Annotated in this window: 18 protein-coding genes; 11 read left to right on the plus strand and 7 right to left on the minus strand. The window is 74.5% G+C overall.

The window, feature by feature from the left end:
- The first annotated feature begins 23 nt into the window (after window positions 1-23).
- The 5 genes from ACIBBF_RS11965 (at window position 24) to ACIBBF_RS11985 (ending at window position 4,625) form a co-directional block, all read left to right on the plus strand.
- Complete coding sequence (locus ACIBBF_RS11965; RefSeq protein WP_397413408.1) at window positions 24-1,064, plus strand: glycosyltransferase; 1,041 nt, start codon at window positions 24-26, stop codon at window positions 1,062-1,064.
- On the plus strand, window positions 1,061-2,239 hold the full coding sequence (locus ACIBBF_RS11970) for a hypothetical protein (protein ID WP_397413409.1): 1,179 nt from the start codon (window positions 1,061-1,063) through the stop codon (window positions 2,237-2,239). Before ACIBBF_RS11965 ends, ACIBBF_RS11970 begins: the two co-directional genes overlap by 4 nt.
- Window positions 2,236-3,084, plus strand: a complete 849-nt coding sequence (locus ACIBBF_RS11975; protein WP_397413410.1) for a glycosyltransferase — start codon at window positions 2,236-2,238, stop codon at window positions 3,082-3,084. The genes ACIBBF_RS11970 and ACIBBF_RS11975 overlap by 4 nt, the downstream gene beginning before the upstream one ends.
- A 141-nt stretch (window positions 3,085-3,225) precedes the next feature.
- Window positions 3,226-4,134 (plus strand): hypothetical protein, encoded by a 909-nt coding sequence (locus ACIBBF_RS11980; protein ID WP_397413411.1) that lies wholly within the window; start codon window positions 3,226-3,228, stop codon window positions 4,132-4,134.
- Window positions 4,135-4,166: 32 nt separating this feature from the next.
- Window positions 4,167-4,625 (plus strand): hypothetical protein, encoded by a 459-nt coding sequence (locus tag ACIBBF_RS11985; RefSeq protein ID WP_397413412.1) that lies wholly within the window; start codon window positions 4,167-4,169, stop codon window positions 4,623-4,625.
- Between the two features lie 59 nt (window positions 4,626-4,684).
- On the opposite strand, the gene ACIBBF_RS11990 is transcribed toward ACIBBF_RS11985, so the two are convergent.
- Window positions 4,685-5,062 (minus strand): ArsR/SmtB family transcription factor, encoded by a 378-nt coding sequence (locus tag ACIBBF_RS11990; protein ID WP_397413413.1) that lies wholly within the window; start codon window positions 5,060-5,062, stop codon window positions 4,685-4,687.
- 84 nt (window positions 5,063-5,146) lie between these two features.
- On the opposite strand from ACIBBF_RS11990, the gene ACIBBF_RS11995 reads away from it, so the two are divergent.
- Complete coding sequence (locus ACIBBF_RS11995; protein WP_397413414.1) at window positions 5,147-6,655, plus strand: FAD-dependent oxidoreductase; 1,509 nt, start codon at window positions 5,147-5,149, stop codon at window positions 6,653-6,655.
- 60 nt (window positions 6,656-6,715) lie between these two features.
- Here ACIBBF_RS11995 and ACIBBF_RS12000 read toward each other — a convergent pair whose 3' ends face one another.
- The 3 genes from ACIBBF_RS12000 to ACIBBF_RS12010 all read right to left on the minus strand — a co-directional run bounded on the left by ACIBBF_RS12000 (window position 6,716) and on the right by ACIBBF_RS12010 (window position 9,010).
- Window positions 6,716-7,420 (minus strand): aquaporin, encoded by a 705-nt coding sequence (locus ACIBBF_RS12000; protein WP_397413491.1) that lies wholly within the window; start codon window positions 7,418-7,420, stop codon window positions 6,716-6,718.
- A gap of 77 nt (window positions 7,421-7,497) precedes the next feature.
- Window positions 7,498-7,932 (minus strand): arsenate reductase ArsC, encoded by a 435-nt coding sequence (locus ACIBBF_RS12005; protein WP_397413415.1) that lies wholly within the window; start codon window positions 7,930-7,932, stop codon window positions 7,498-7,500.
- A 55-nt stretch (window positions 7,933-7,987) separates the two neighbouring features.
- Window positions 7,988-9,010, minus strand: a complete 1,023-nt coding sequence (locus tag ACIBBF_RS12010) for a metalloregulator ArsR/SmtB family transcription factor (RefSeq protein ID WP_397413416.1) — start codon at window positions 9,008-9,010, stop codon at window positions 7,988-7,990.
- 88 nt (window positions 9,011-9,098) lie between these two features.
- Here ACIBBF_RS12010 and ACIBBF_RS12015 point away from each other — a divergent pair, with 88 nt between their 5' ends.
- Both ACIBBF_RS12015 and ACIBBF_RS12020 read left to right on the plus strand, forming a co-directional pair.
- Complete coding sequence (locus ACIBBF_RS12015) at window positions 9,099-9,434, plus strand: YnfA family protein (protein ID WP_119141971.1); 336 nt, start codon at window positions 9,099-9,101, stop codon at window positions 9,432-9,434.
- A gap of 85 nt (window positions 9,435-9,519) precedes the next feature.
- Window positions 9,520-12,642 carry an AfsR/SARP family transcriptional regulator gene (locus tag ACIBBF_RS12020; protein WP_397413417.1) on the plus strand — a complete coding sequence of 1,041 codons (3,123 nt, stop codon included), beginning with the start codon at window positions 9,520-9,522 and terminating at the stop codon, window positions 12,640-12,642.
- Window positions 12,643-12,660: 18 nt separating this feature from the next.
- Here the strand turns inward: ACIBBF_RS12020 and ACIBBF_RS12025 are convergent, their stop codons facing one another.
- Together ACIBBF_RS12025 and ACIBBF_RS12030 are read right to left on the minus strand one after the other, a co-directional pair.
- On the minus strand, window positions 12,661-13,620 hold the full coding sequence (locus ACIBBF_RS12025; protein ID WP_397413418.1) for a sulfotransferase family protein: 960 nt from the start codon (window positions 13,618-13,620) through the stop codon (window positions 12,661-12,663).
- Window positions 13,617-14,567, minus strand: a complete 951-nt coding sequence (locus tag ACIBBF_RS12030) for a sulfotransferase family protein (protein WP_397413419.1) — start codon at window positions 14,565-14,567, stop codon at window positions 13,617-13,619. The genes ACIBBF_RS12025 and ACIBBF_RS12030 overlap by 4 nt, the downstream gene beginning before the upstream one ends.
- 182 nt (window positions 14,568-14,749) lie before the next feature.
- Here ACIBBF_RS12030 and ACIBBF_RS12035 point away from each other — a divergent pair, with 182 nt between their 5' ends.
- The 3 genes from ACIBBF_RS12035 to ACIBBF_RS12045 are packed head-to-tail and all read left to right on the plus strand — an operon-like array spanning window position 14,750 to window position 17,462.
- Window positions 14,750-15,802 carry a polysaccharide pyruvyl transferase family protein gene (locus ACIBBF_RS12035; protein WP_397413420.1) on the plus strand — a complete coding sequence of 351 codons (1,053 nt, stop codon included), beginning with the start codon at window positions 14,750-14,752 and terminating at the stop codon, window positions 15,800-15,802.
- Window positions 15,803-15,813: 11 nt separating this feature from the next.
- A complete protein-coding gene (locus ACIBBF_RS12040) occupies window positions 15,814-16,686 on the plus strand; it encodes a glycosyltransferase family A protein (RefSeq protein ID WP_397413421.1) in 873 nt (290 codons plus the stop codon).
- Window positions 16,683-17,462: a polysaccharide pyruvyl transferase family protein gene (locus ACIBBF_RS12045; RefSeq protein WP_397413422.1), complete on the plus strand. Its 780-nt coding sequence runs from the start codon at window positions 16,683-16,685 to the stop codon at window positions 17,460-17,462. Before ACIBBF_RS12040 ends, ACIBBF_RS12045 begins: the two co-directional genes overlap by 4 nt.
- Before the next feature lie 12 nt (window positions 17,463-17,474).
- Here ACIBBF_RS12045 and ACIBBF_RS12050 read toward each other — a convergent pair whose 3' ends face one another.
- Window positions 17,475-19,919: a polysaccharide lyase 8 family protein gene (locus ACIBBF_RS12050; protein WP_397413423.1), complete on the minus strand. Its 2,445-nt coding sequence runs from the start codon at window positions 19,917-19,919 to the stop codon at window positions 17,475-17,477.
- Between the last annotated feature and the right edge of the window lie 152 nt (window positions 19,920-20,071).

The following is a 20,071-nucleotide window of genomic DNA, read 5'->3' on the forward strand; positions in this document are numbered from 1 at the left end:
GCGCTCGACAGGGAGATCTGCAGGTGCGAATTCTGCACGTCACGGACCGCTATTCCGGGGGCGTCGGCCGAGCGATCGACCGCATCACCGAGCTGGTTCCGGAGGCCGAGCACCACCTGCTCTCCACGGGCATCGAGAGCACGCACGGCCGCGGCGCCTACCGGGGCACGGCGGACCTCCCGGACGGGCACGTGGCCCGGGTCCGCGCGGTGCGGGACGTCGTCGACGAGGTGGCGCCCGACGTCGTGCACGCGCACTCGAGCTGGGCCGGTCTGTACACGCGGGTGCGGCGGCTGCCCGTGCCCGTCGTGTACCAGCCGCACTGCTACTACTTCGAGCGGCCCGACCTGCCCGGCCCCGTGCGCCGCGCCGTCCGCTCCGCCGAGCGGTTCCTCGCGGCGAACGGCTCGGTCGTCGCGGCGGTGAGCCCGCGCGAGGAGCGGCTCGCCCGGTCGATGGGCGCGCACCACGTGGTGCGCATCCCCAACGCGCCGTCGTCCGCGGCCGTCCGTGAGGCCGGGGCGCGCTCCGGTGCGGCGGCAGGGTCCCGACGCACCGTCACGATGGTCGGCCGCGTGGTGGCACAGAAGGACCCGCGGTTCTACGCGGCGACGGCGCGGGCCGCGCACGCGTCCGGCCTGGGGCTCACCTTCCGCTGGCTGGGCGACGGCGACCCGGACCTCGTCCGGGAGCTGGCCGGCGCCGGGGTCGAGGTCACGGGGTGGCTCACCGCGGACGACGTCATGCGGCAGATGGCGGCCTCCGACGTCTACCTGCACAGCGCCGCCTACGAGGGATTCCCGATCAGCGTGCTCGACGCCGCCCGGGTCGGTCTGCCGGCGGTGGTCCGCGACATCCCGGCGTTCGAGGGGGCGCGGCTGACCGCCGTCGGCACGCCGGACGAGGCCGCGGCCGCCGTCCACGCCGCCGTCGAGGACCCCCGGCAGCGGCTGCGCATGATCGCGTCGGGGGACCGTCTCGTGGGTGAGATGGATGAGACGGCCCTGCACGACGGCGTCGTGCGGGCCTACGCGACCGCCGCCGGAGGGGCGCTGGTGGCGTGACGCAGAGCCCGCACCCCGAACGCCGTGCGATCGACGGCGACCGCACGGTGAAGCAGCTCCTCGTCGGGCTGCTCCTGGTCGGGAGCGCGTGCTTCGTGCTGCTGGGCAGCCCGGCGGTGCCGCAGCGGTTCCTGTACGACAGCCGGAAGATCGCCACGATCGCGGGCGGCTACCAGGGCTACGACTCGGACAAGTCGTTCAGCACGGTGGGCGCGATCTACCGCGACCTCGGCCTGGCCGAGCAGCCGGTCTGGGCGGGGCTGCTGGGGTACCTCCTGTTCGCCACCGTGCTGCTGGTGGCGCTGCGGGGACGGATCGGGAACGCGGGGCTCCTGGGGCTCGCCCTCGTCGTGGGCTCGGTGGTGCTGGCCGTGGTGTACGTCGGCACGTACTCCAAGGACGTGTTCGTGCTGCCGATCGCGCTCGTCGCGCTGTGGCGCCGGCGCGGGTGGTGGCCCGAGATCGCGCTGGTGGCGGCCATGGCCGTCTACGCCCACGAGTTCCGGGACTACTGGTACCTCGTCATCGGCGGCTACGTCGGGTTCCGGGTGGTCATGGCGCGGGGGTTCTCCGTGGGCCGGATGATCGCCGCGGCGGTGGCAGCCCTCGTCGTGCTGGCCGTCGTCTTCCAGAACTACCTCGGGGTCGAGCTGGACTTCTACCGCACCAAGGTCAACGAGGTACGCATCGGCGACGTGGACACGCGCACGCTGATCGAGCCGTTCGTCGACGTGGCGGGACCGGTGGGCAGCTTCCTGAACTCGGTGATCGTGCTGGTGACGTTCGCCGTGCCCCTGCCGCTGATCCTCAAGCTCTCGCCGTACTACCTGATGGTCGCGGCGTTCCTGGCCGTGCTCTGGTTCCAGTTCGGACGGGCGGTCCGGCTGTGGGGTGCGCGGGCGCGGAGCGACCCGCAGTGGGCGCGCCTGGTCGCGCTCGTCCTGGGCCTGACCGTCGTGCAGAGCGTGTTCGAGCCCGACTACGGCTCGTACGTGCGGCACCTCACGCCGCTGCTGCCGGTGATGCTCGCGGTCATCCTGTGGCGCCCGCGTCCGCGTCCCTCGGACGGGTCGGACCCGCAGGATGCCCGGGTGGCGCAGGAGGCCGACACGGCGGCGGGCGCGCCCGGTGACGCCGTGGCGGGTGGGCCCGGTGGCGCCGTGGCGGGGCGGTGAGCGCGGTGTACTCCGTGGTGATCCCCTGCCGGGACGGGGCGGCGACGCTCGGCCGGCAGCTCCGGGCCCTCGCGGCGCAGGACTTCACCGGCGACTTCGAGGTGGTCGTCGCCGACAACGGCTCGAGGGACGAGAGCCGCGCCGTCGTCGCCGCGGCCGCCCGGACGGACCCGCGCGTCCGGGGTGTCGACGCGAGCGGCCGGCCCGGCATCAACCACGCCCGCAACGTGGGCGTGGCGCACGCCCGGGGCGAGTTCGTCCTGCTCTGCGACGCCGACGACGCCGTCACGCCGGGCTGGATCTCCGCGATGGACCGGGCCCGCCGCGCGGGGGCGGACTGCGTGGGCGGAGCCGTCGAGCGGCGGCTGCCCGACGAGACGGTCGTCGGCACCGACCCCGCCACCTCCACCCACCTGTGGCACGTGCCGCGCCCCATCGGCGCCAACTGCGGCTTCGCCCGGGAGGTGCACGACGCCGTCGGCGGGTTCGACGAGTCGCTGCTCGGCGGCGGCGACGAGTCCGACTTCTTCTACCGGGCGCACCTCGCCGGGTACCGCACGCGCGCGGTGCCGGACGCCGTCGTCGTGTACTACGAGCGGGAGCGGCTGCGCGACCTGGCGCGTCAGCAGTTCCGGTACGGGCGCCAGTCGGTGCGGATCTACCTGCGGTTCCGGGACGCGGGCCTGCCGCGCCGGCCGCTGTGGCGCGTGCCGGTCACGGTCGCGGGCGGCCTGGTCCGGGCGCTGTCGCCCGACCGGCTGGTGCGCCGTCGCGGGGTCAAGCGGCTCGCGCTGACGGCGGGGCGCGTGGCGGGGAGCGTGCGGGACCGGACGCTGTTCGTCTGACGCGGCAGATGCTGCAAGCGGGCTGCATGTTTCGTGCAAGGCCGCCTTCCTACGGTGGGTCGCGGCGCCGATGGTGCCGCGTCCGCCCCTCGACCCCCCGAGGGGCGGACGGACCAACGGTCCGTCGAGGAGGGCACCGGCATGAGGCGCGCGTACTTCATCACCTGCGTGACGGCGGTCGCCGTCCTGACCCTGGCCGGATGCACCGCGGCGGCGGGCCTGGAACCCGGCCCGGCGCGCTCCGGCGACGTCCCGGCCCGTGAGCTGACCGACGCCGAGCAGGTCCGGGTGGACGAGGCGGTCGAGCTCCTGGTCCGGGACTGCATGAAGGCCGAGGGTTTCCGGTACGTGCCGGCGTGGGTGGCGAGCGTCGAGGAGCGGCAGGGTTCGGGCTACGTGCTCGACGACGTCGCCTGGGCGCGGGAGCACGGCTACGGGCTGGAGCTGGAGGACCGGGTCGCCGAGATCCAGCGCAGCGACCCGAACCACGCCTACGCCAACGCCCTGCCGGAGGCAGAACGGGTGCGCTGGTCCGTGGCCCTGGACGGTGACCCGGCCGGCGGCATGCTGACGGCCGAGCTGCCCGCGGGCGGTGTGGTCCAGACCCCGCGTGAGAGCTGCTTCGCGCAGGCGAAGGACAAGCTCTACGGCGACTTCGCGGCGTGGTTCCGGACCGAGAAGGTGGCCACCAACCTCGTGGGCCTGTACGCGCAGGACATCGTCGCCGACGAGCGCTTCGTGACACAGCTCGGCGCCTGGTCGGAGTGCATGGGCCGGCGCGGCTACGACTACCCGGACCCGCCCGCGGTCCGCGATGACCTGCACCACGTTCTTGCCGGACTGAGCGGGGAGCGGGCGCGCACCGCCGAGCGCGACCTCGCGGTGGCCGAGGCGACCTGCGCCGTCCGCGAGACGGCGCTGGTGAGCACGGCGCACGACCTGGAAGACGAGTACCGCGCGCGGCTGGACCAGTACGACGACGAGGTCGCCGGGTACCGGCGGATGCAGGTCGTGGCGCTGGAGAACGCCGAACGGGTGCTGGCGTACTGAACCGGAACCAACCAACCAAAGGAGTACACATCATGCGCAAGATCTTCGTCCTGCTCGCGTCGCTCGGTCTGGTGATCACAGGGGCGCTGTTCCCTGTGAGCGCGCAGGCCTCGACGGCCTGCGACAACGCGTGGCACAACGCGACGTCGGGCTACTTCTACGCCTACGACTACATCAACTGCAGCGGCTACCTGGGCAAGTCGAACGGGAACGACGCCAACTGGGGCAACTCGTCGGGTGGCTTCCAGGGCACGGACAACAACAAGGCGCACTCGCTGCTGCACAAGGGCACGTCGGGCATGGCGGTCATGGTGTTCAACGGCTTCAACCACAGCGGCAACTGGTCGTGCGTCAAGAAGTCCGAGTACTACGTGAGCAACCTGAACGACGACTCCCTGGCGGGTGGCGCCGGCTCGTCCGGTGCGTCGAACACGATCAGCTCGCACAAGTGGGTGTCCACCTCGTCGTGCGGTACGTCGTTCCTGCACTGAGGCTCATCCAGCGACTCCGGCGCGGCCGGCGGTGTCCCCGCCGGCCGTGCCGGAGCCGTTCAGCGTGCCGCCTCGGTCAGGAGCACCCCCAGCCGGTTCAACGCTCCCGGCACCACCGAGTAGTACGCCCACTTGCCCCGCTGCTCGCGGGTGAGCAGGCCGGCGTCGACCAGCAGCTTGAGGTGGTGGCTCACCGTGGGCTGGGACAGCCCGACCGGTTCGGTGAGGTCGCAGACGCACGCCTCGCCGCCGTCGTGCGCGGCGATGACCGACAGCAGGCGCACGCGCGTCGGGTCGCCGAGCGCCTTGAACACGTGCGCGAGCTCGGCGGCCGTCTCCGGGTCGGCGGCCTCGCGCACCAGGGGCGCGCAGCAGGCGCCGGACGCCGGCTCCGTGGCCGTCCGTGACCCGTCCGTCAGGGGGAGCGTGGTGGTCATGCCCACCATCTTGCCACGCATCGAAGTCTGTGGATACGTTGTACTCGTTCACGCATTGATAGGTATCGATCTGAGGAGTGGATCATGTCCGGATCCCGCGAGAGCCTGCCCGTCGTGGTCGTCGGGGCGGGGCCGGTCGGCCTCGCCGCGGCGGCTCACCTGGTGGAGCGCGGCCTCGAACCGCTCGTGCTGGAGGCGGGCTCCGGCCCGGCCGCGGCCGTCGCCTCTTGGGGGCACGTGCGCCTCTTCTCGCCCTGGCGGTACGACGTCGACGCCGCCGCCCGCCGCCTGCTCGCCGGTGCGGGCTGGACCGAACCGGCCCCGGACGCCCTGCCCACCGGCGCCGACCTGGTCGAGCGGTACCTGGCGCCGCTGGCCGCCGCACTCGGCGAGCGGGTCCGCTACGGCGCACGTGTCGTCGCCGTCGCCCGTGACGGCGCGGACCGGTCCCGTTCGCTCGGGCGCGAGCGGCGCCCCTACCTGGTGCGCTGGACGACGAGCGAAGGGGTGCACGAGATCCTGGCACGCGCCGTGATCGACGCCTCGGGAACCTACGGCACGCCGAACCCGCTCGGCCTGTCGGGCCTGCCGGCGATCGGCGAGGAGCGCGCCGCCGACCACCTGACCGGTGCCCTGCCCGACGTGCTGGGGGCGGACCGGGAGCGGTTCGCGGGTCGCACCACCCTGGTGGTGGGCATGGGTCACTCCGCAGCGAACACCCTGCTCAGCCTGGTCGAGCTGGCTCAGGACGAGCCGACCACCCGCATCCTCTGGGCGATCCGCGGCGGTTCGGCGCGGCGCCTCTACGGCGGCGGAGCCGACGACGAGCTGCCCGCCCGCGGACTGCTCGGCACGCGCCTGCGCGACGCCGTGGAGTCGGGGCGCGTCGAGCTGCTCACCCGGGTCGCCGTCGAGCGCCTGGAGCCTGAGCCCTCGGGCGCCGTGCGGGTGCTGGGTACAGGGCGCAAGGACGGCACCGACGGCGCGCTCGACCTGACCGTCGACACGATCGTCACCGCGACCGGCTTCCGCCCCGACCTGGACATGCTGCGCGAGGTCCGCCTCGACCTCGACCCGGTGGTCGAGGCTCCGCGCGCCATCGCGCCGCTCATCGACCCGAACCACCACTCCTGTGGCACGGTGCCCGCGCACGGCGAGGCGGAGCTCGCGCACCCGGACGACGGCTTCTACCTGGTCGGCATGAAGTCGTACGGGCGAGCGCCCACCTTTCTGCTGGCCACCGGTTACGAGCAGGTGCGGTCCGTGGTCGCGGCGCTGGCCGGGGACCGGGCGGCCGCCGACGCCGTCGAGCTGGACCTGCCGCAGACCGGTGTCTGCTCCTCCGACCTCGCGCTGGCCGCCGATGTGGACGGTGTGGTCTCGTCCGAGGCGCTGGCGGGCACGTCCGGCGGCGGGTGCTGTGCGGTCCCGGCGGTCCCCCAGGCCGTGACGATCGGTCTGGGCGTACCCGCCGAGACGGCGTCCGGGTGCGGTGGGGCGGCGAACCCGGCGCCTGGACGGGCCGCGGGTGCTGAGCCTGTCACGGCCGGATTCGCGACCGGTGTCCGGCACGGGCGGTCCGGAGACGAGTGACGTGCGGTGACCGGAGGGCGGGTGCGTGCACCTGCCCTCCGGTGGCAGGTCTCGGGGTGCTCACGCAGTCTCGGGAAGCGCCTTCGGCCCGGGCCGGGCCTCGGCCTCGGGGAGCAGCACGGTGGCGACCAGCAGCCCCAGTGCGCCGCCCACCGCTTGCGCGGTGACGAAGGGCAGCACTGAACCGGGTGCGATACCGGCGAACGTGTCGGTGGCGACACGGCCGACGGTCACGGCCGGGTTGGCGAACGAGGTCGAGGAGGTGAACCAGTAGGCGGCGCCGATGTACGCACCCACGGACGCCGGGATCCACGCGGCCCGACCGGACCGGGTCAGGGCCAGGACCACCACGACCAGTCCGGCGGTCGCGACGACCTCGGCCAGCAGGTGCGGTCCGGTCGCGCGCTCGGTGGCGGACAGGCCCGCCGGGATGCCGAACATGGCGTTGGCCAGCAGTGCGCCGCCGATCGCGCCGGCGATCTGCACGGCGATGTAGGCGCCGCCCTCGGCGATGCGCACACCGGAGCCGTCCCGCCGGCCGGTGAACCAGTCGACGACCGTCACCACCGGGTTGAGGTGGGCGCCGCTGACCGGACCCAGGACGGCGATCAGTACGGCCAGTCCGAGCGTCGTGGCGAGGCTGTTCTCCAGGAGCTGCAGCCCGACGTCGTCCGGCGACAGGTTCTGTGCCGTGATGCCGGATCCGACCACTGTCGTGACCAGCAGGCACGTGCCCAGCGCCTCGGCGACCGCGCGCCGCCACAACGCCGGCCGAGTCGCCGCGAGGTCCCCCGGTGTGATCGGGGTCGGCGGGCTGCCGAGCGCCGGCGCCTCGAGGGCGGTCACGCGACGGGTTCCACGCCGAGCTCGGCCAGCAGCCGTCGCACGCGCCGCTCGATCTCGTCGCGGATGGGGCGCACCGCCTCGAGGCCCTGGCCGGCGGGGTCGTCCAGCTCCCAGTCCTGGTAGTTCTTGCCGGGGTAGTACGGGCAGGCGTCGCCGCACCCCATGGTGATGACGGCGTCCGACGCCTCGACCGCCTCGGTGGTGAGCACCTTGGGCTGCTCGCCGCGGATGTCGACCCCCTTCTCCAGCATCGCCTCCACGGCGACGGGGTTGATCATCTCGGCGGGCATGGAGCCGGCCGAGCGCACCTCGACGGCGCCGCCCGACAGCGCGCGCAGGAACCCTGCGGCCATCTGGGAGCGGCCCGCGTTGTGCACGCAGACGAACAGGGCGGACGGCTTGGTCTCGGTGGTCGGTTCGGTGAGGCTCATCAAGGGGCTCCGGTGGGTGCGGGGTGGTGGGGTACGGGTCAGGTCGTCCGTAGGATCAGGCGGCTTCCGGCACGAGATCGGCGAGCAGGGCGCGCACGCGCTGGTCCAGGTCGTCGCGGATGGCCGCCACGCCGGCGGGGGAGGCGAGGGCCGGGTCGCCCACCGCCCAGTCCTCGTACCGCGTGCCGGGCAGCACCGGGCAGACGTCGCCGCAGCCCATGGTGATCACCACGTCCGCGGCACGGACCGCGTCGTCGGTCAGCGGCTTCGGGTAGAAACGGGTCACGTCGTCGACCTGGTCGGCCGAGGTGCCGTCGCCCAGCTCCTCCAGGAGCGCGCGGACGCCCGCGTGCACCTCCGCCGCGGGCGCGGACCCCGCCGAGCGGACCACCACGCGGTCGCCCGCATGGTGCCGCATCAGGGCGGCGGCGAGCTGGGACCGGCCCGCGTTGGCCACGCAGACGAACAGCACCTGCGGCAGGTGCTCACCCGCCGCGCCCAGCTCCAGGGCGCGGGCCTTCTCGGCGTCGACGATCCGCTGCCGCGCGAAGTGCTCGGTCAGCGGCACGAGGTAGGTGGCCTCGCCACCCCGGCGCACGAGGGCGGCGTACGACTCGCGGACCACCCGGGCACACTCGCCGGGCGGTGTGCCGGGGAAGCGCTCGGCCAGCGACGCCGCCAGGCGGTCGAGAGCGGGCTCCACGTTCGTCAGCCCGGCCAGCTGCCGGGTCCGGCCGACGTCGACCGCGGCCGGGGCGAACCGGTCCAGCAGCGTGCTCACCGCCCCGCGGTACGCCGGCTCGACGCGGTACCAGACCGAGGTGCCGCGCCGGTCGGCCGTGAGCAGGCCGACGTCGCGCAGCACCTTGAGGTGGTGGGACACGGTGGGCTGGGACACGTCGGTGAGGGTGGCGAGCTCGCCCACGGTGACCTCGCCGGACACGCTGGTCGCGACGGCGGACAGCATGCGCAGCCGGAGCGGGTCGGCCATCGCCTTCAGCGTCGCCGCCAGGGCGGTCGCCGCGTCGAGGCCGATCGCGTGGGACTCGGCGGCGCCGTGCGGGGAGAGAGCGGTCATCGTCGGCACCTCGCTTGCATTGATGTACTTCTATGTTGACATCTTTCGATACAGCCCCGCAAGCACCAAGCCGTCTACCGTCGAGCGCATGATGCTGCTGAGGTCGGTCGTCCTGTTCCTGGGCGCGGCGCTGTTCGAGATCGGCGGGGCGTGGCTCGTCTGGCAGGGCGTGCGCGAGCACCGGGGCTGGATCTGGATCGGCGCCGGCGTCGTCGCGCTCGGGATCTACGGGTTCTTCGCCAGCCTGCAGCCCGACGCGAGCTTCGGGCGCATCCTCGCCGCGTACGGCGGCGTGTTCGTCGCCGGCTCGCTGGCGTGGGGGATGGTCGTGGACGGCTTCCGTCCGGACCGCTGGGACGTCACCGGCGCACTCATCTGCCTGGTCGGCGTGGCCGTCATCATGTACGCGCCCCGCTCCGCATGAATCCGGCGTGACCCCGGCGGCATATGTACTACCTTGCCGCTCTTCGCCTCCTCTATCCTGAGTTTTCTGTCTGGGGGTGGACGGCGTGATCCGGTTTCAGCTGCTCGGCGGCGTGGCCGCGCACGACGAACGGGGCGCGGTCCCGCTGGGTTCGGCCCGGCAGCGGGCCGTGCTGGCGGCGCTCCTGGTGGAGCCGGGGGCCGTCGTCCCGCTGGACCTGCTGGTCGATCGGGTCTGGGGCCGGTCGGCGCCCCGCAGCGCGCGGCAGACCCTGCACGCCTACGTCTCACGGCTGCGTTCCGTGCTCGACGGCGCGGGCGGACCGGTGCCCGTGCACGGGCCGGGCGGTTACGTGCTGGCGGCGGACGGCTCCCAGGTGGACCTGCACCGGTTCCGTGCCCTGGTGGCCCGGGCTCGCCGCCGGGGCGCCGACGGGGGCACCGCCGGAAGTGCTGCGGGCGCCGTCGGTAGCGCCGTCGACGGCGGTGACGACGCGGACGCCGGCGCGCTGTGGCGGGAGGCGCTCGCGCTGTGGCAGGGCGAGCCGTTCGCCGGCCTGGACAGCGACTGGCTCCGGTCGGTCGCCGTCACCCTCGACGCCGAGCGGCACGCGGCCGTGCTGGACCACCACGACCTGCTGCTGCGCCGTGGCGAGCACGGCCGCCTGCTGCCCGAGGTAGCCGCGGCCGCCCACCGGGCCCCGCTGGACGAGCGGCTGGCCGCCCAGCTCGTGCTCGCCCTGTACCGGTGCGGCCGGCAGGCCGACGCACTGGAGCACTACCGCCTCGTCGCCGAACGGCTGGCCGACGAGCTGGGCAGCGACCCCGGCCCTGATCTCCAGGAGCTGTACCAGCGCATCCTGCGGCACGACCCGGGCCTGGCCGTTGCGGATCCCGCGGCCGCGTCGGCTCCTGCCGGTCCCGGGGACCTGACGGCGACCGGTCCGGTCCCGGGTGAGCCAGCCGACCGGCCGCGTCCCGCCCAGCTACCGCTGGACGTCGCCGCGTTCACGGGACGGGCGGGCGACCTGCGCCGCCTGGACGACCTGCTGACCGGGCTCACCGCGGCCGGCGTCGCCGTCATCAGCGGGACCGCGGGCGTCGGCAAGACGGCGCTCGCGGTGCACTGGGCCCACCGGGTCGCGGACCGGTTCCCGGACGGGCAGCTCTACGTGAACCTGCGCGGCTACGACCCCGACCAGCCCGTACGCCCCGCCGACGCCCTGGCGCGGTTCCTGACCGCCCTGGGCATCGCCGAGCGGGACGTCCCCCTGGACGACGAGTCGCGTGCCGACCGGTACCGCAGCGAGCTGGCCGGGCGTCGCATGCTGATCGTGCTCGACAACGCGGGCAGCGTGGCCCAGGTGCGCCCCCTGCTGCCGGGCGGAGGGTCGTCCCTGGTCCTGGTCACCAGCCGGGACAGCCTCGCCGGCCTGGTCGTCCTGCACGGCGCCCACCAGGTGGGCCTCGACCTGCTGCCCGCCGCGGAGGCGAACCGCCTGCTGCACCGCCTGATCGGTGACCGTGTCACCACCGAGCCCGACGCGGCGGCGACCCTCGCCGAGCAGTGCGCCCGACTGCCCCTGGCGCTGCGCGTCGCGGCCGTGCTGGCCACCTCCCAGCCCGACCGTTCCCTGACCGAGATCACCGCGGAGCTCGCCGACCGGCAGGAGCGGCTGGAGCTGCTCGACCCGGGCGGCGACCCCTACGCGGCCGTGCACGCCGTGTTCTCCTGGTCCGTGCAGCACCTCCCCGACCAGGCGGCCCGCACGTTCCGGCGGCTGGGGCTGCACCCTGGTCCCGACCTCGACCCCTACGCCGCGGCTGCCCTGACCGGCCTGGAACCCCACCGCGCCCGCCGGGTCCTGGACACCCTCGTGGCCGCCCACCTGCTGCACCGCACCACACCCGGCCGCTACGGCATGCACGACCTCCTGCGTGCCTACGCGGCCCACCTGGCCCGCACCCACGACACCGGGCAGGACCGTGCCGCGGCCGAGGAGCGGCTCCTCGACTACTACCGTGCCGCGGCCCACGCCGCCGTCAGCACCCTGTACCCCGCCGAGGTGCAGTACGAGCTCGACCGGGTTCCGGACGTCCCCCTGCCCGACGTGTCGGAGCCGCGCAGTGCCACGGCCTGGCTCCAGGCCGAGCAGCTCTGCCTGGCGGCCGTCGCCGAGCACGCCGCCGACCGGCAGGACGCCGCGTACGCCGTCGCCATCGCCCTGATCCTGCACCGGTACGTGAACAGCGCTCATCCGGTGGGCCAGTTCGTCGTCAACGCGCACGCGCTGCGGGCCGCCGAGGCGGTGGGCGACCGGTCCGGTCAGGCCCACGCCTTGCGCCAGCTCGGGGTGGGACACTCGCAGGCGTGCCGGTACGAGACGGCGCTGGAGCACCTGCACCGGGCGCTCGCGCTGTTCCGCGAGGTCGGCAACCTCGCCGGGGAGGCACACACGCTCACCAACCTGGCGACGGTCGCCCACCGGCGGGGCGACCACCGGGGCGCCCGGGACCGGCACCGGCACGCGCTCGAGGTGGCGCAGCGGTCGGGTGACCGGTTCGTCGAGGCCTCGGTGCTCAACGGCATGGTCGGGGTCGAGGCCAGGCTGGGGGACCACGACGCCGCCTACGAGCGCTGCCGGCAGGCGCTGACGATCTTCCAGGAGATCGGGGCGCGCTACTGCGAGTCCATCGCGCTCAACAACCTGGCGAACAACGACATGGAGCGCGGGGACTACTCGACCGCCGGCGAGCGTCTGCGCCGCTCCCTGGCCACGGCCGACGAGCTGGGCATCGTGACCTCACGGGGGTACATCCTGGACTCGCTCGGCATGCTGCACCTGCGCCTGGCGGAACCGGACGAGGCCGCGGCGTACTTCGGGCGGGCGCTGACCGCGTGCCAGGAGACCGGTGACGTCACCGGGCAGGCGTGGTCGTACAACGGCCTGGGCGAGGCGGCGCGGCTCGCGGGGACCCCCGCCGAGGCCCTGCAGGCGCACACCGAGGCGCTCGGCATCGCCGTCCAGGTGGGTTCGCGCGACCAGCAGGCCCGGGCGTACGCGGGGATCGGCCACGCGCACCGCGGCCTGGGGGACCCGGGCGAGGCCCGGGCCGGCTTCCGGCAGGCCCACGCGATCTACGTGGATCTCGGCGTCCCCGAGGCCGAGGAGCTGGATGCTCTGCTCAACGAGGCGCCTGTCGCGTGAGACCGCGAGGGCCGGACCTCAGCCCGCCGTGCCGGACGAGCGCCAGAGCATGCTCGCGACGCTCCGTCGCACGGTGGGTGGCACCACCTCGGGCGGCACCATGCGGGCGATCCGCCGGGCCGGCGACGCCGCGACCCTGCGGTGCACGTAGGGGTAGAGCGCGCGGAGCCGGTCGAACTCCGCCCGGGTCCCGGGGTCGTCGTGCTCGGGGAGCGCGTCGAGCGCGGCCCACGTGTCGTCGGCGAGGCTCCGCAGCGGCGCCGGGACGGGCACGTCGTCCCACGTGGCACCGACGCGGTGCAGCGACGGGTCGATGAACGCGTCGACCCGGTGCACGGCGGCCCTGTCGTCCGGGTCGACCATCGGCAGGTCGAGCGCGGCGGCGGCGTTGAAGACGGGCTCGTCCCAGTCGTGGATCAGGTCGGCGTAGCGGACGAACGCCCGCGGCGTCGACCGGGTCGCCAGCTCCGTGCCGAGCATCAGGTTGATCCAGCCCGCCACCCGGTCGACCATGCCCCGGCCCTTGTAGTTGGCCGCCTTGCTGCCCACCACCTCGGCGGGCGGGCGCAGCATCGTCAGGCACGACGCGCGGGCGCCCGTGCCGGCCGCGGCCTCCAGCCAGAGCTCCAGGAACCAGAGCAGGCGCGGGTCCTTGATGACCAGGTCGCCGTGCTCCGCGACCTGCGCGTCGAGCCATACCCGGATCTGGCCGAGCGCGTTCGCCTCGACCCCGGCCCGGTCCACGAGGTGCCAGGCCAGCGGCCGCGGGTCCGACGTCTGCACGTCGGCGGCCCGCAGCAGCGAGTCGTGGAAGTCCACCACCCACCGTGGCTCCGAGAAGCCCCGCGGGTTGGACGGGTCGGCCTCGACCTCGGGTGCCGGGACCCGCAGGCCGAACTCGCGCAGGACGCCCGCGAGCGTGCTCGTGCCGCTGCGGCCCGAGCCGGTCACGTAGACGACGCGGTGCGGTGCGCTCATCGGGTCTCGGCCGCCATCGTCGGGACGCGGACCACCGGGGCCCACGGCGCGGCCTCGTCGAGCGAGTCCAGGTCGTAGCCGTGGGCGCGGATACGGTCGCCGAGGTGCTCGCCCACCACGTTGCGGTAGCGGGGCAGCAGGGCGGCGTCGGTGACGTCGCGGAGCAGGTCCGCCCGGGGCGTGCCGTGCCGCGACCCGAGGCGTGACACGTGGTGCCGCACGCGCCCGGCCAGCTCGGCCCGGCCGCCGGAGCGCCACAGCTCCGCGTAGCGGTTGCTGCGGCCGGCGTCCACGGCGTCCACCGCGTCGTCGTCGAGCTCCACGCCCAGAAAGCGGGCGACCCGGCCCAGCTCGCCGGCCGGGTCGCGCATCAGGTGCTCGTACCGCAGCACCAGCAGGTTCTCGATGTGCAGGGCGTCCTCCGCGAACACGTCGTGCGCGTGCACCCAGTGCTCCACGAGCCGGGGGAACCCGAAGGTGAACCGTCCCCGGCTGCGGGTGGCCCACTTGCGCACGGCCAGGGCCTGGACCACGGGGTGCCGGGTGACGACCACGAACCGCGACCCGGGGAAGATCTCCTGGAAGTAGCGCATCTTCGTCAGGTTGGGCGGGGACTTCTCGACGAGCACCGTGCGGTCGAGGTCCCAGTACGGGGACCAGCTCTGCCAGAGCCGTGCGCCGGCGTCGGGCGTGCGCTGCGCGTCCTCCTCGGTGAGGTGCGCCCGCGGGTGGAAAGACCATTCGGACGTATTGCCCAGACCGCCGAGATACGTGTCCTGAATATGTTGCCCCTCGTCCATCACGGCGCCCGTTCCGGTCAGCCCGGAAGCATTCGGACTAGAACTAATAATTCGGGCGAGAAGCGTGGTGCCGCTGCGGTGCAGGCCGCCGACGAAGGCGATGCGATGGTTGTTCCAGGGTGTGGTGCTGGTGCTCGTTCCGGACATCGGGAAACCTAGCTGGTCGGCTGGAAAGGTGATCGCTGGTGCCCCGCAAAAATATGCGATGAATGTTCCGCGTGCGACCCGAATCGTCCCCGTCCCGCGTGGTCGATAATTCCGACCTGCGTCATCGGATAACAGCATCCATGATGGTCCCGACCGCGAACCAGACCGACAGGGGCACAGACATGATGCGTCCGGACGACCACGCCCATCTCGCGGGGCTGCGGGACGCGACCGCGTCGACCCTCGCCGCCGTGATCCGTCCCGGCCCTGTCGCCCTCCTCGACGTGCCCAACCAGCGCAACGTCGGTGACTCGCTCATCTGGGCCGGCACGGCCGCCTACCTGCGGCGCCTCGGGCGCGACGTCCGCTACGCGGCCGACCTGCGCGGCTACGTGCCGGCGGACCTGCGGGCGGCGATGCCGTCCGGGACCGTCCTCGTCCGCGGCGGGGGCGACTTCGGCGACCTCTGGCCGGGCCACCAGGAGCACCGGGAGCGCATCGTCCAGGACCTGCCCGACTACCCGGTGGTCCAGCTCCCGCAGTCCGTCTGGTTCGGGTCGGCGGACCGCGCCGCGCAGGCAGACCGGATCCTGGGCGCGCACCCCGACTTCACGCTCCTGCTGCGGGACACCCCGTCGCTCGCCCGGGCCGCCGAACAGCTCCCCTCCCTGGCCGCGCGGTTCTGCCCCGACCTGGCTCTCGGCTGGGAACCGCCGCGCCGCGAGCGGTCCGTCGACGACACCCGGCGGCTGCTCGTGCTCGCCCGCGCGGACAAGGAGACCGCCTCGGGCCTGCACGACGTCGGGCCGGCCTGGGTCCCCGGGCTGGACGCCGACCGTACCGACTGGCACGCCGGCGGCAGCGAGGCCTGGCGCCGGCGGGCCGCCCGAACCGTCACGACGCTCGGTCACCAGCGTGCCCGCGTCGCCCGCCGGGTGCCGCTGCCGGCGTCGGGCCTTGCGAACCGGCCCGTGGCGGCGGCCCTCGCGACGATCAACCGGGCCGGCATCGACGCCGGGGTGCGGCTGTTCGCGCCCGCGCGGGGCGCCGTCGTCGACCGCCTCCACGCGCACGTGATGGCGGCGCTGCTGGGCGTGGAGCACGTGGTGCTGGACAACAGCTACGGCAAGGTCCGCGCCGTCTACGACGACTACACCGGCACGTTCAGCACCGCCCATCACGCGTCCGGCCTCGACGAGGCGCGCGAGCTGGCCGCCCGGCTCTGGGCCGCCTGATGCTCGCGTTCGTGACCTCGCTGCGCCATCCGCGCAACGCCGCCGACTACGGCCGGGTCGAGGAGCTGCTGCGCCTCACCCTCGCGTCGCTGACCGCGCAGACCAGCGGGGAGTACGTGGTGCTGGTGGTGGGCAACCGCGCCCCGGGGTTCGACCTGGGGGAGCGGGTGCGGTTCGTCCCCGTCGGCTTCGCGCCGCCCGAGGCCGCCCACGGCCCGCACGCCGACCGGGACCGGTTCGTCCGGGACAAGGGCAGCAAGATCGGCGTCGGGCTGCTCGCGGCCCGCCCCTACGCGCCGGACCACGTGATGATCGTGGACGCCGACGACTTCGTGCACCGCGACCTCGCCGCGTTCACCGCGCGGCACCCGGGGCACCCCGGGTGGGTGGTCGACCAGGGCTGGGTGTACTCCCGCGCCCGCGGTGTCTACCGGCGTCAGCCCGCCTTCCACCGGACCTGCGGCACGAGCCTCGTGGTCCCGTTCGACGCCTACGGCGTACCCGCGCACCTCGACGAGACCGCCACGCAGGAGGAGGTCCTGGCCGGGTACGGCGAGCGGGTCGACCACGTGCTCGGCGCCCACCGGCACGCGGTCGAGTGGTTCGCGCGGCACCAGGGCAGGGTGCTCGAACCCCTGCCGTTCCGTGGCGCCGTCTACCACGTGGACACGGGGGAGAACCACTCCGGCAAGCGCCTGCGCGGGCTCGCCCGCCCGCTCGACCCTGACTTCGCCGCGTGCTACGGCCTGCCCCCGGTGCGGCGGACGACGGCGACGCTGTGGTCCGCCGTCGGACCCCGTGCGGTCGCCGAGACCGCGCTCGTGCTCGGCCGCCGGGCGTTGCGGCCCGTCCGGCGGGCGCTCGCCGCGGGGGCCCGGTCATGACCGTCGAGGTGGTGCACTGGAACCCCCGGCGGCCGGTGGTACCTGGGCCGTTCGGGCGGCTGGTGCCGGTGCGGCGCCGGGTCAACAACTTCGGCGACCTCGTCGGCCCGGCGCTCGTCGCGCGGATCCTGGCCGCGCGCGGCGTCGACCCCGCCCTGGGCGCCGGGCGCAGGCTCCTCACGGTGGGCTCCATCCTGCACCTGGCGAGCCCGGGCGACGTCGTCTGGGGCACCGGCATCAACGGCAAGCAGGCGCACCTGCCCCGCGGTCTGCGGCTGGACGTGCGGGCCGTGCGCGGGCCGATCACCCACCGGGTGCTGCGCGAGGCGGGCATCACCGCGCCGCGCGTGTTCGGCGACCCGGCGCTGCTCTGGAGCCGCTTCTGGCCCCGGGAGACGTACGCCGACGGCGCACGGCGCGCGGTCGGCTTCGTACCCAACCTGCACGACTGGGTCCGGTACCGCGACGACCCGCGGACGATCGCGCCGCAGGGCGACCTGCACGCGATCGCCGGGCAGATCGCGCGCTGCGACCTCGTCGTGGCGACCTCCCTGCACGGCATCGTGCTCGCCGAGTCGTTCGGCATCCCGGCGCGGCTCGTCCCGCCGTCGGCCGAGCCGATGCACAAGTACCACGACTACTACGCCGGCACCGGGCGCGAGGCGTTCCGCGTGGCGGCGTCGGTGGACGAGGCCGTGGAGATGGGCGGCGCCCGCCCGCCGGTGTGGGACGCCGACGCCCTGCTGGCCGCGTTCCCCCTCGACCTGTGGGCGTGATCGCGGGCCGGGTCAGAGCTCGAACGTCGCGGTGACCGTGGCGCCGTGCGCACCGGCCAGGTCCACGGCGAGCGCGATGCCGGGCTCCAGGCGTTCGACGGTGACCCGCTCGTCCGCGCCGGTCAGCCGGGCCGCCGTGCGGGCCAGCATGATCCGCAACGGCCGCTCCAGCCGCTGCGTGGGGTCGGCGACCGCCACGGTCAGCCGCGTCCCCTCCTGCACCACGAGCACCGCGGCCGGCCGGTCGCACCGCACGCCGCCCGTCCCCGGCGCTCCCGCCTGCCAGACGTTCAGCGCCACCGTGTCGTCCCGGCGCACCGCCTGCACGGCCCGCGAGTTCGCCAGGACCTCCGTCCGCGGGGCCGCGGCGTAGGACGCCACCTCCTGCGGCGTCGCGCCCGGCAGGATCGTGTACCCGTAGCGGCCGTCCGCGGGGTCGGTGCCGTGCTCCAGCCAGAGCGTCGCGAAGCTGTTGGCCCGCACCGCCGGATCGCGGTGCGGCGCACTGCGGTTGATGTCGGCCCACCGGCCCGTGCGCCGCTCGCGGAGCAGCCGCAGGTGCTGCCCGTCGCGGAACACGTAGCCGATGCCGGTGCCCGGGGTCGCGCCCGACAGATGGGCCCACCGGGCGCTGTCGGCCACGGTGGGGGCGGGCGTGCCCGGTCCCGCCGCGTGCGGCACGGTGCGGCCGTCGACGACGAGCCGCTGGGCTGCCGGGTCCACGAGCCGGCGGTTGTCCACCACGGTCTCCACCGGGCGTCCGGACGCCGAGGCGATGCCCGTGCCGAGCGCCACGATCTCGTCGTCCAGCAGGAACCACGACTTGAAGCCCGACACCCCGGCCATGCCCGGGGCCGCCGGGTGCCGGAACGCCATGCCGACCGCCGCCCGGGAGCCCAGGGCGGCGCCGCCCGCCCAGTGCGACGTGCCGCGGAAGCCTGCGCCGGCGGAGTCGCCGGGCGTTCCCGTCGCCGTCGTCGTCCCGGGGATGCGACGGGCGTCGACAGTGGGCCAGTAGTCGTCGTCGTAGGGGGTGCCGGCCGCGTCGTACAGGTAGTACGCGCCGCTGCCCGTGTACCAGCCGTGCAGGTTCTCCGCGCCGATCGACTCGTACGTGGCGATCCGCGCCGACGACATCGCCAGCGCGACCGTGAACGCGGGCCGCCGGTGCACCACGCGGTCCATCGCGGGGAAGACCCGGGTGCCCTGCGGGGGAGCCAGCGGCGTGACGCCGTCGGCCGGGTCCGGTGACGCGTAGGCGGCCAGGCGCGTCCAGCGTGCGGCCCGCTCGCCGTCCGCCGCCGAGGCCAGGAGGCGCAGGGCGGACGCCGCAGCCCGCCCGGCGTCCCGGTCACCGACCGAGCGGCGAGCGATGTTGCGCCCGCGCACCGGGGCCAGGACCGCACCGGCGTGCAGCCACGGCACGAGCCCGTCGTCCACCCAGCGCAGCAGGTCGTCGAGGGCCGGACCCGGGAGGTGCCACGGCGTGTCGTGCAGCAGGGCCAGCACGGAGGCGGCCGAGGTGAGCAGGGACAGCCCGTACCCGCCCGAGTAGGGGTGCACGTCGTGCTGCAGGAACGACCCGTCGGCGTGGATCCCGTCGCCGGACGCCGTGGGCCGGAACGCGGGCGCCATGCCCCGCAGGCCGGCGGTGAGGGCGTCCTCGTCGTCGAGCAGCAGCGCGCGCTCCACCACGACACGTCCCGTCCAGGCGCGGTTGGCCGCCGTGTACGCCGGGGCGGGGGTCTGCTCGTGCACCGTGGCCATCCAGCGTCGCAGCCGGTCCTCGCCGAGGTCGTCGTACAGGAGCATCGACGTCGCCGTGAGCTGGAGCGGGATGCCGACCTGCCGGTCCCACCAGTTCCCCGACCGGCCCGTGCGCGCGGCGTAGTCCTCGTGGAGCCGGTCGAGGCCGGCCAGCAGGACGTCCCGCACCTCGGGGTCCTGCGCGTAGCGGGAGCCCGGCGTGGCGTAGGCGCGGGCGAGCTCCCGGAGCCGCTCGTAGCGGATCCGCAGGCCGACGGTCCGTTCGCGGGAGGTCAGCGACAGGTCCGGCCACCGGCCGTCCGGGCCGAGCTGGTCCAGCAGGCGGCCGGCGGAGGCGTCGTCGGCGGCCGCGCCGGTGAGCTGGGCGAGCCACCGTGTGCGGACCGCGGCGAACGGGTGCGTCGTGTCCTGGAACGCGTCCCACGCCACCAGCCCGCCGGCCACGAGGGCGGACGCGCCGAGCGCGAGGGTGCCGATCCGCAGGGCCTGGCGGCGCGTGATGTGCGGGGGTGCGGACGGGGGGTCCGCGGGCTGGGGCGGGGGCTCGGACGGGGGGTGCTCGCGCTCGGACGGGGGGCACGGGGTCGTCGCGTCGTGCCGGGTGCGCGCGCTGTGCGGAGGCGGCGGGGCGTGTTCGGGGGACGCGTCGTGCTCGGTGGGCAGGTCGGCCTCCTCCTGGTCGCGGGTCACGGACCATGGTGTCCGGGCCGCGGTTCCCGCGCGCGCCGGGGCATTCCACATCGTCGCGATCGTCTGTATTGTCCGCACTTGTGTCCCCAGCACGCCGCACGACGTCGTCCGCGACCCGACCGGGTCGCGTGGTCGGTGCAGGGCGTGTGGTC

Origin of the sequence: Promicromonospora sp. NPDC050880 (assembly GCF_044456525.1) — a bacterium.
In the GTDB taxonomy this organism is placed as follows: Bacteria; Actinomycetota; Actinomycetes; order Actinomycetales; family Cellulomonadaceae; genus Promicromonospora.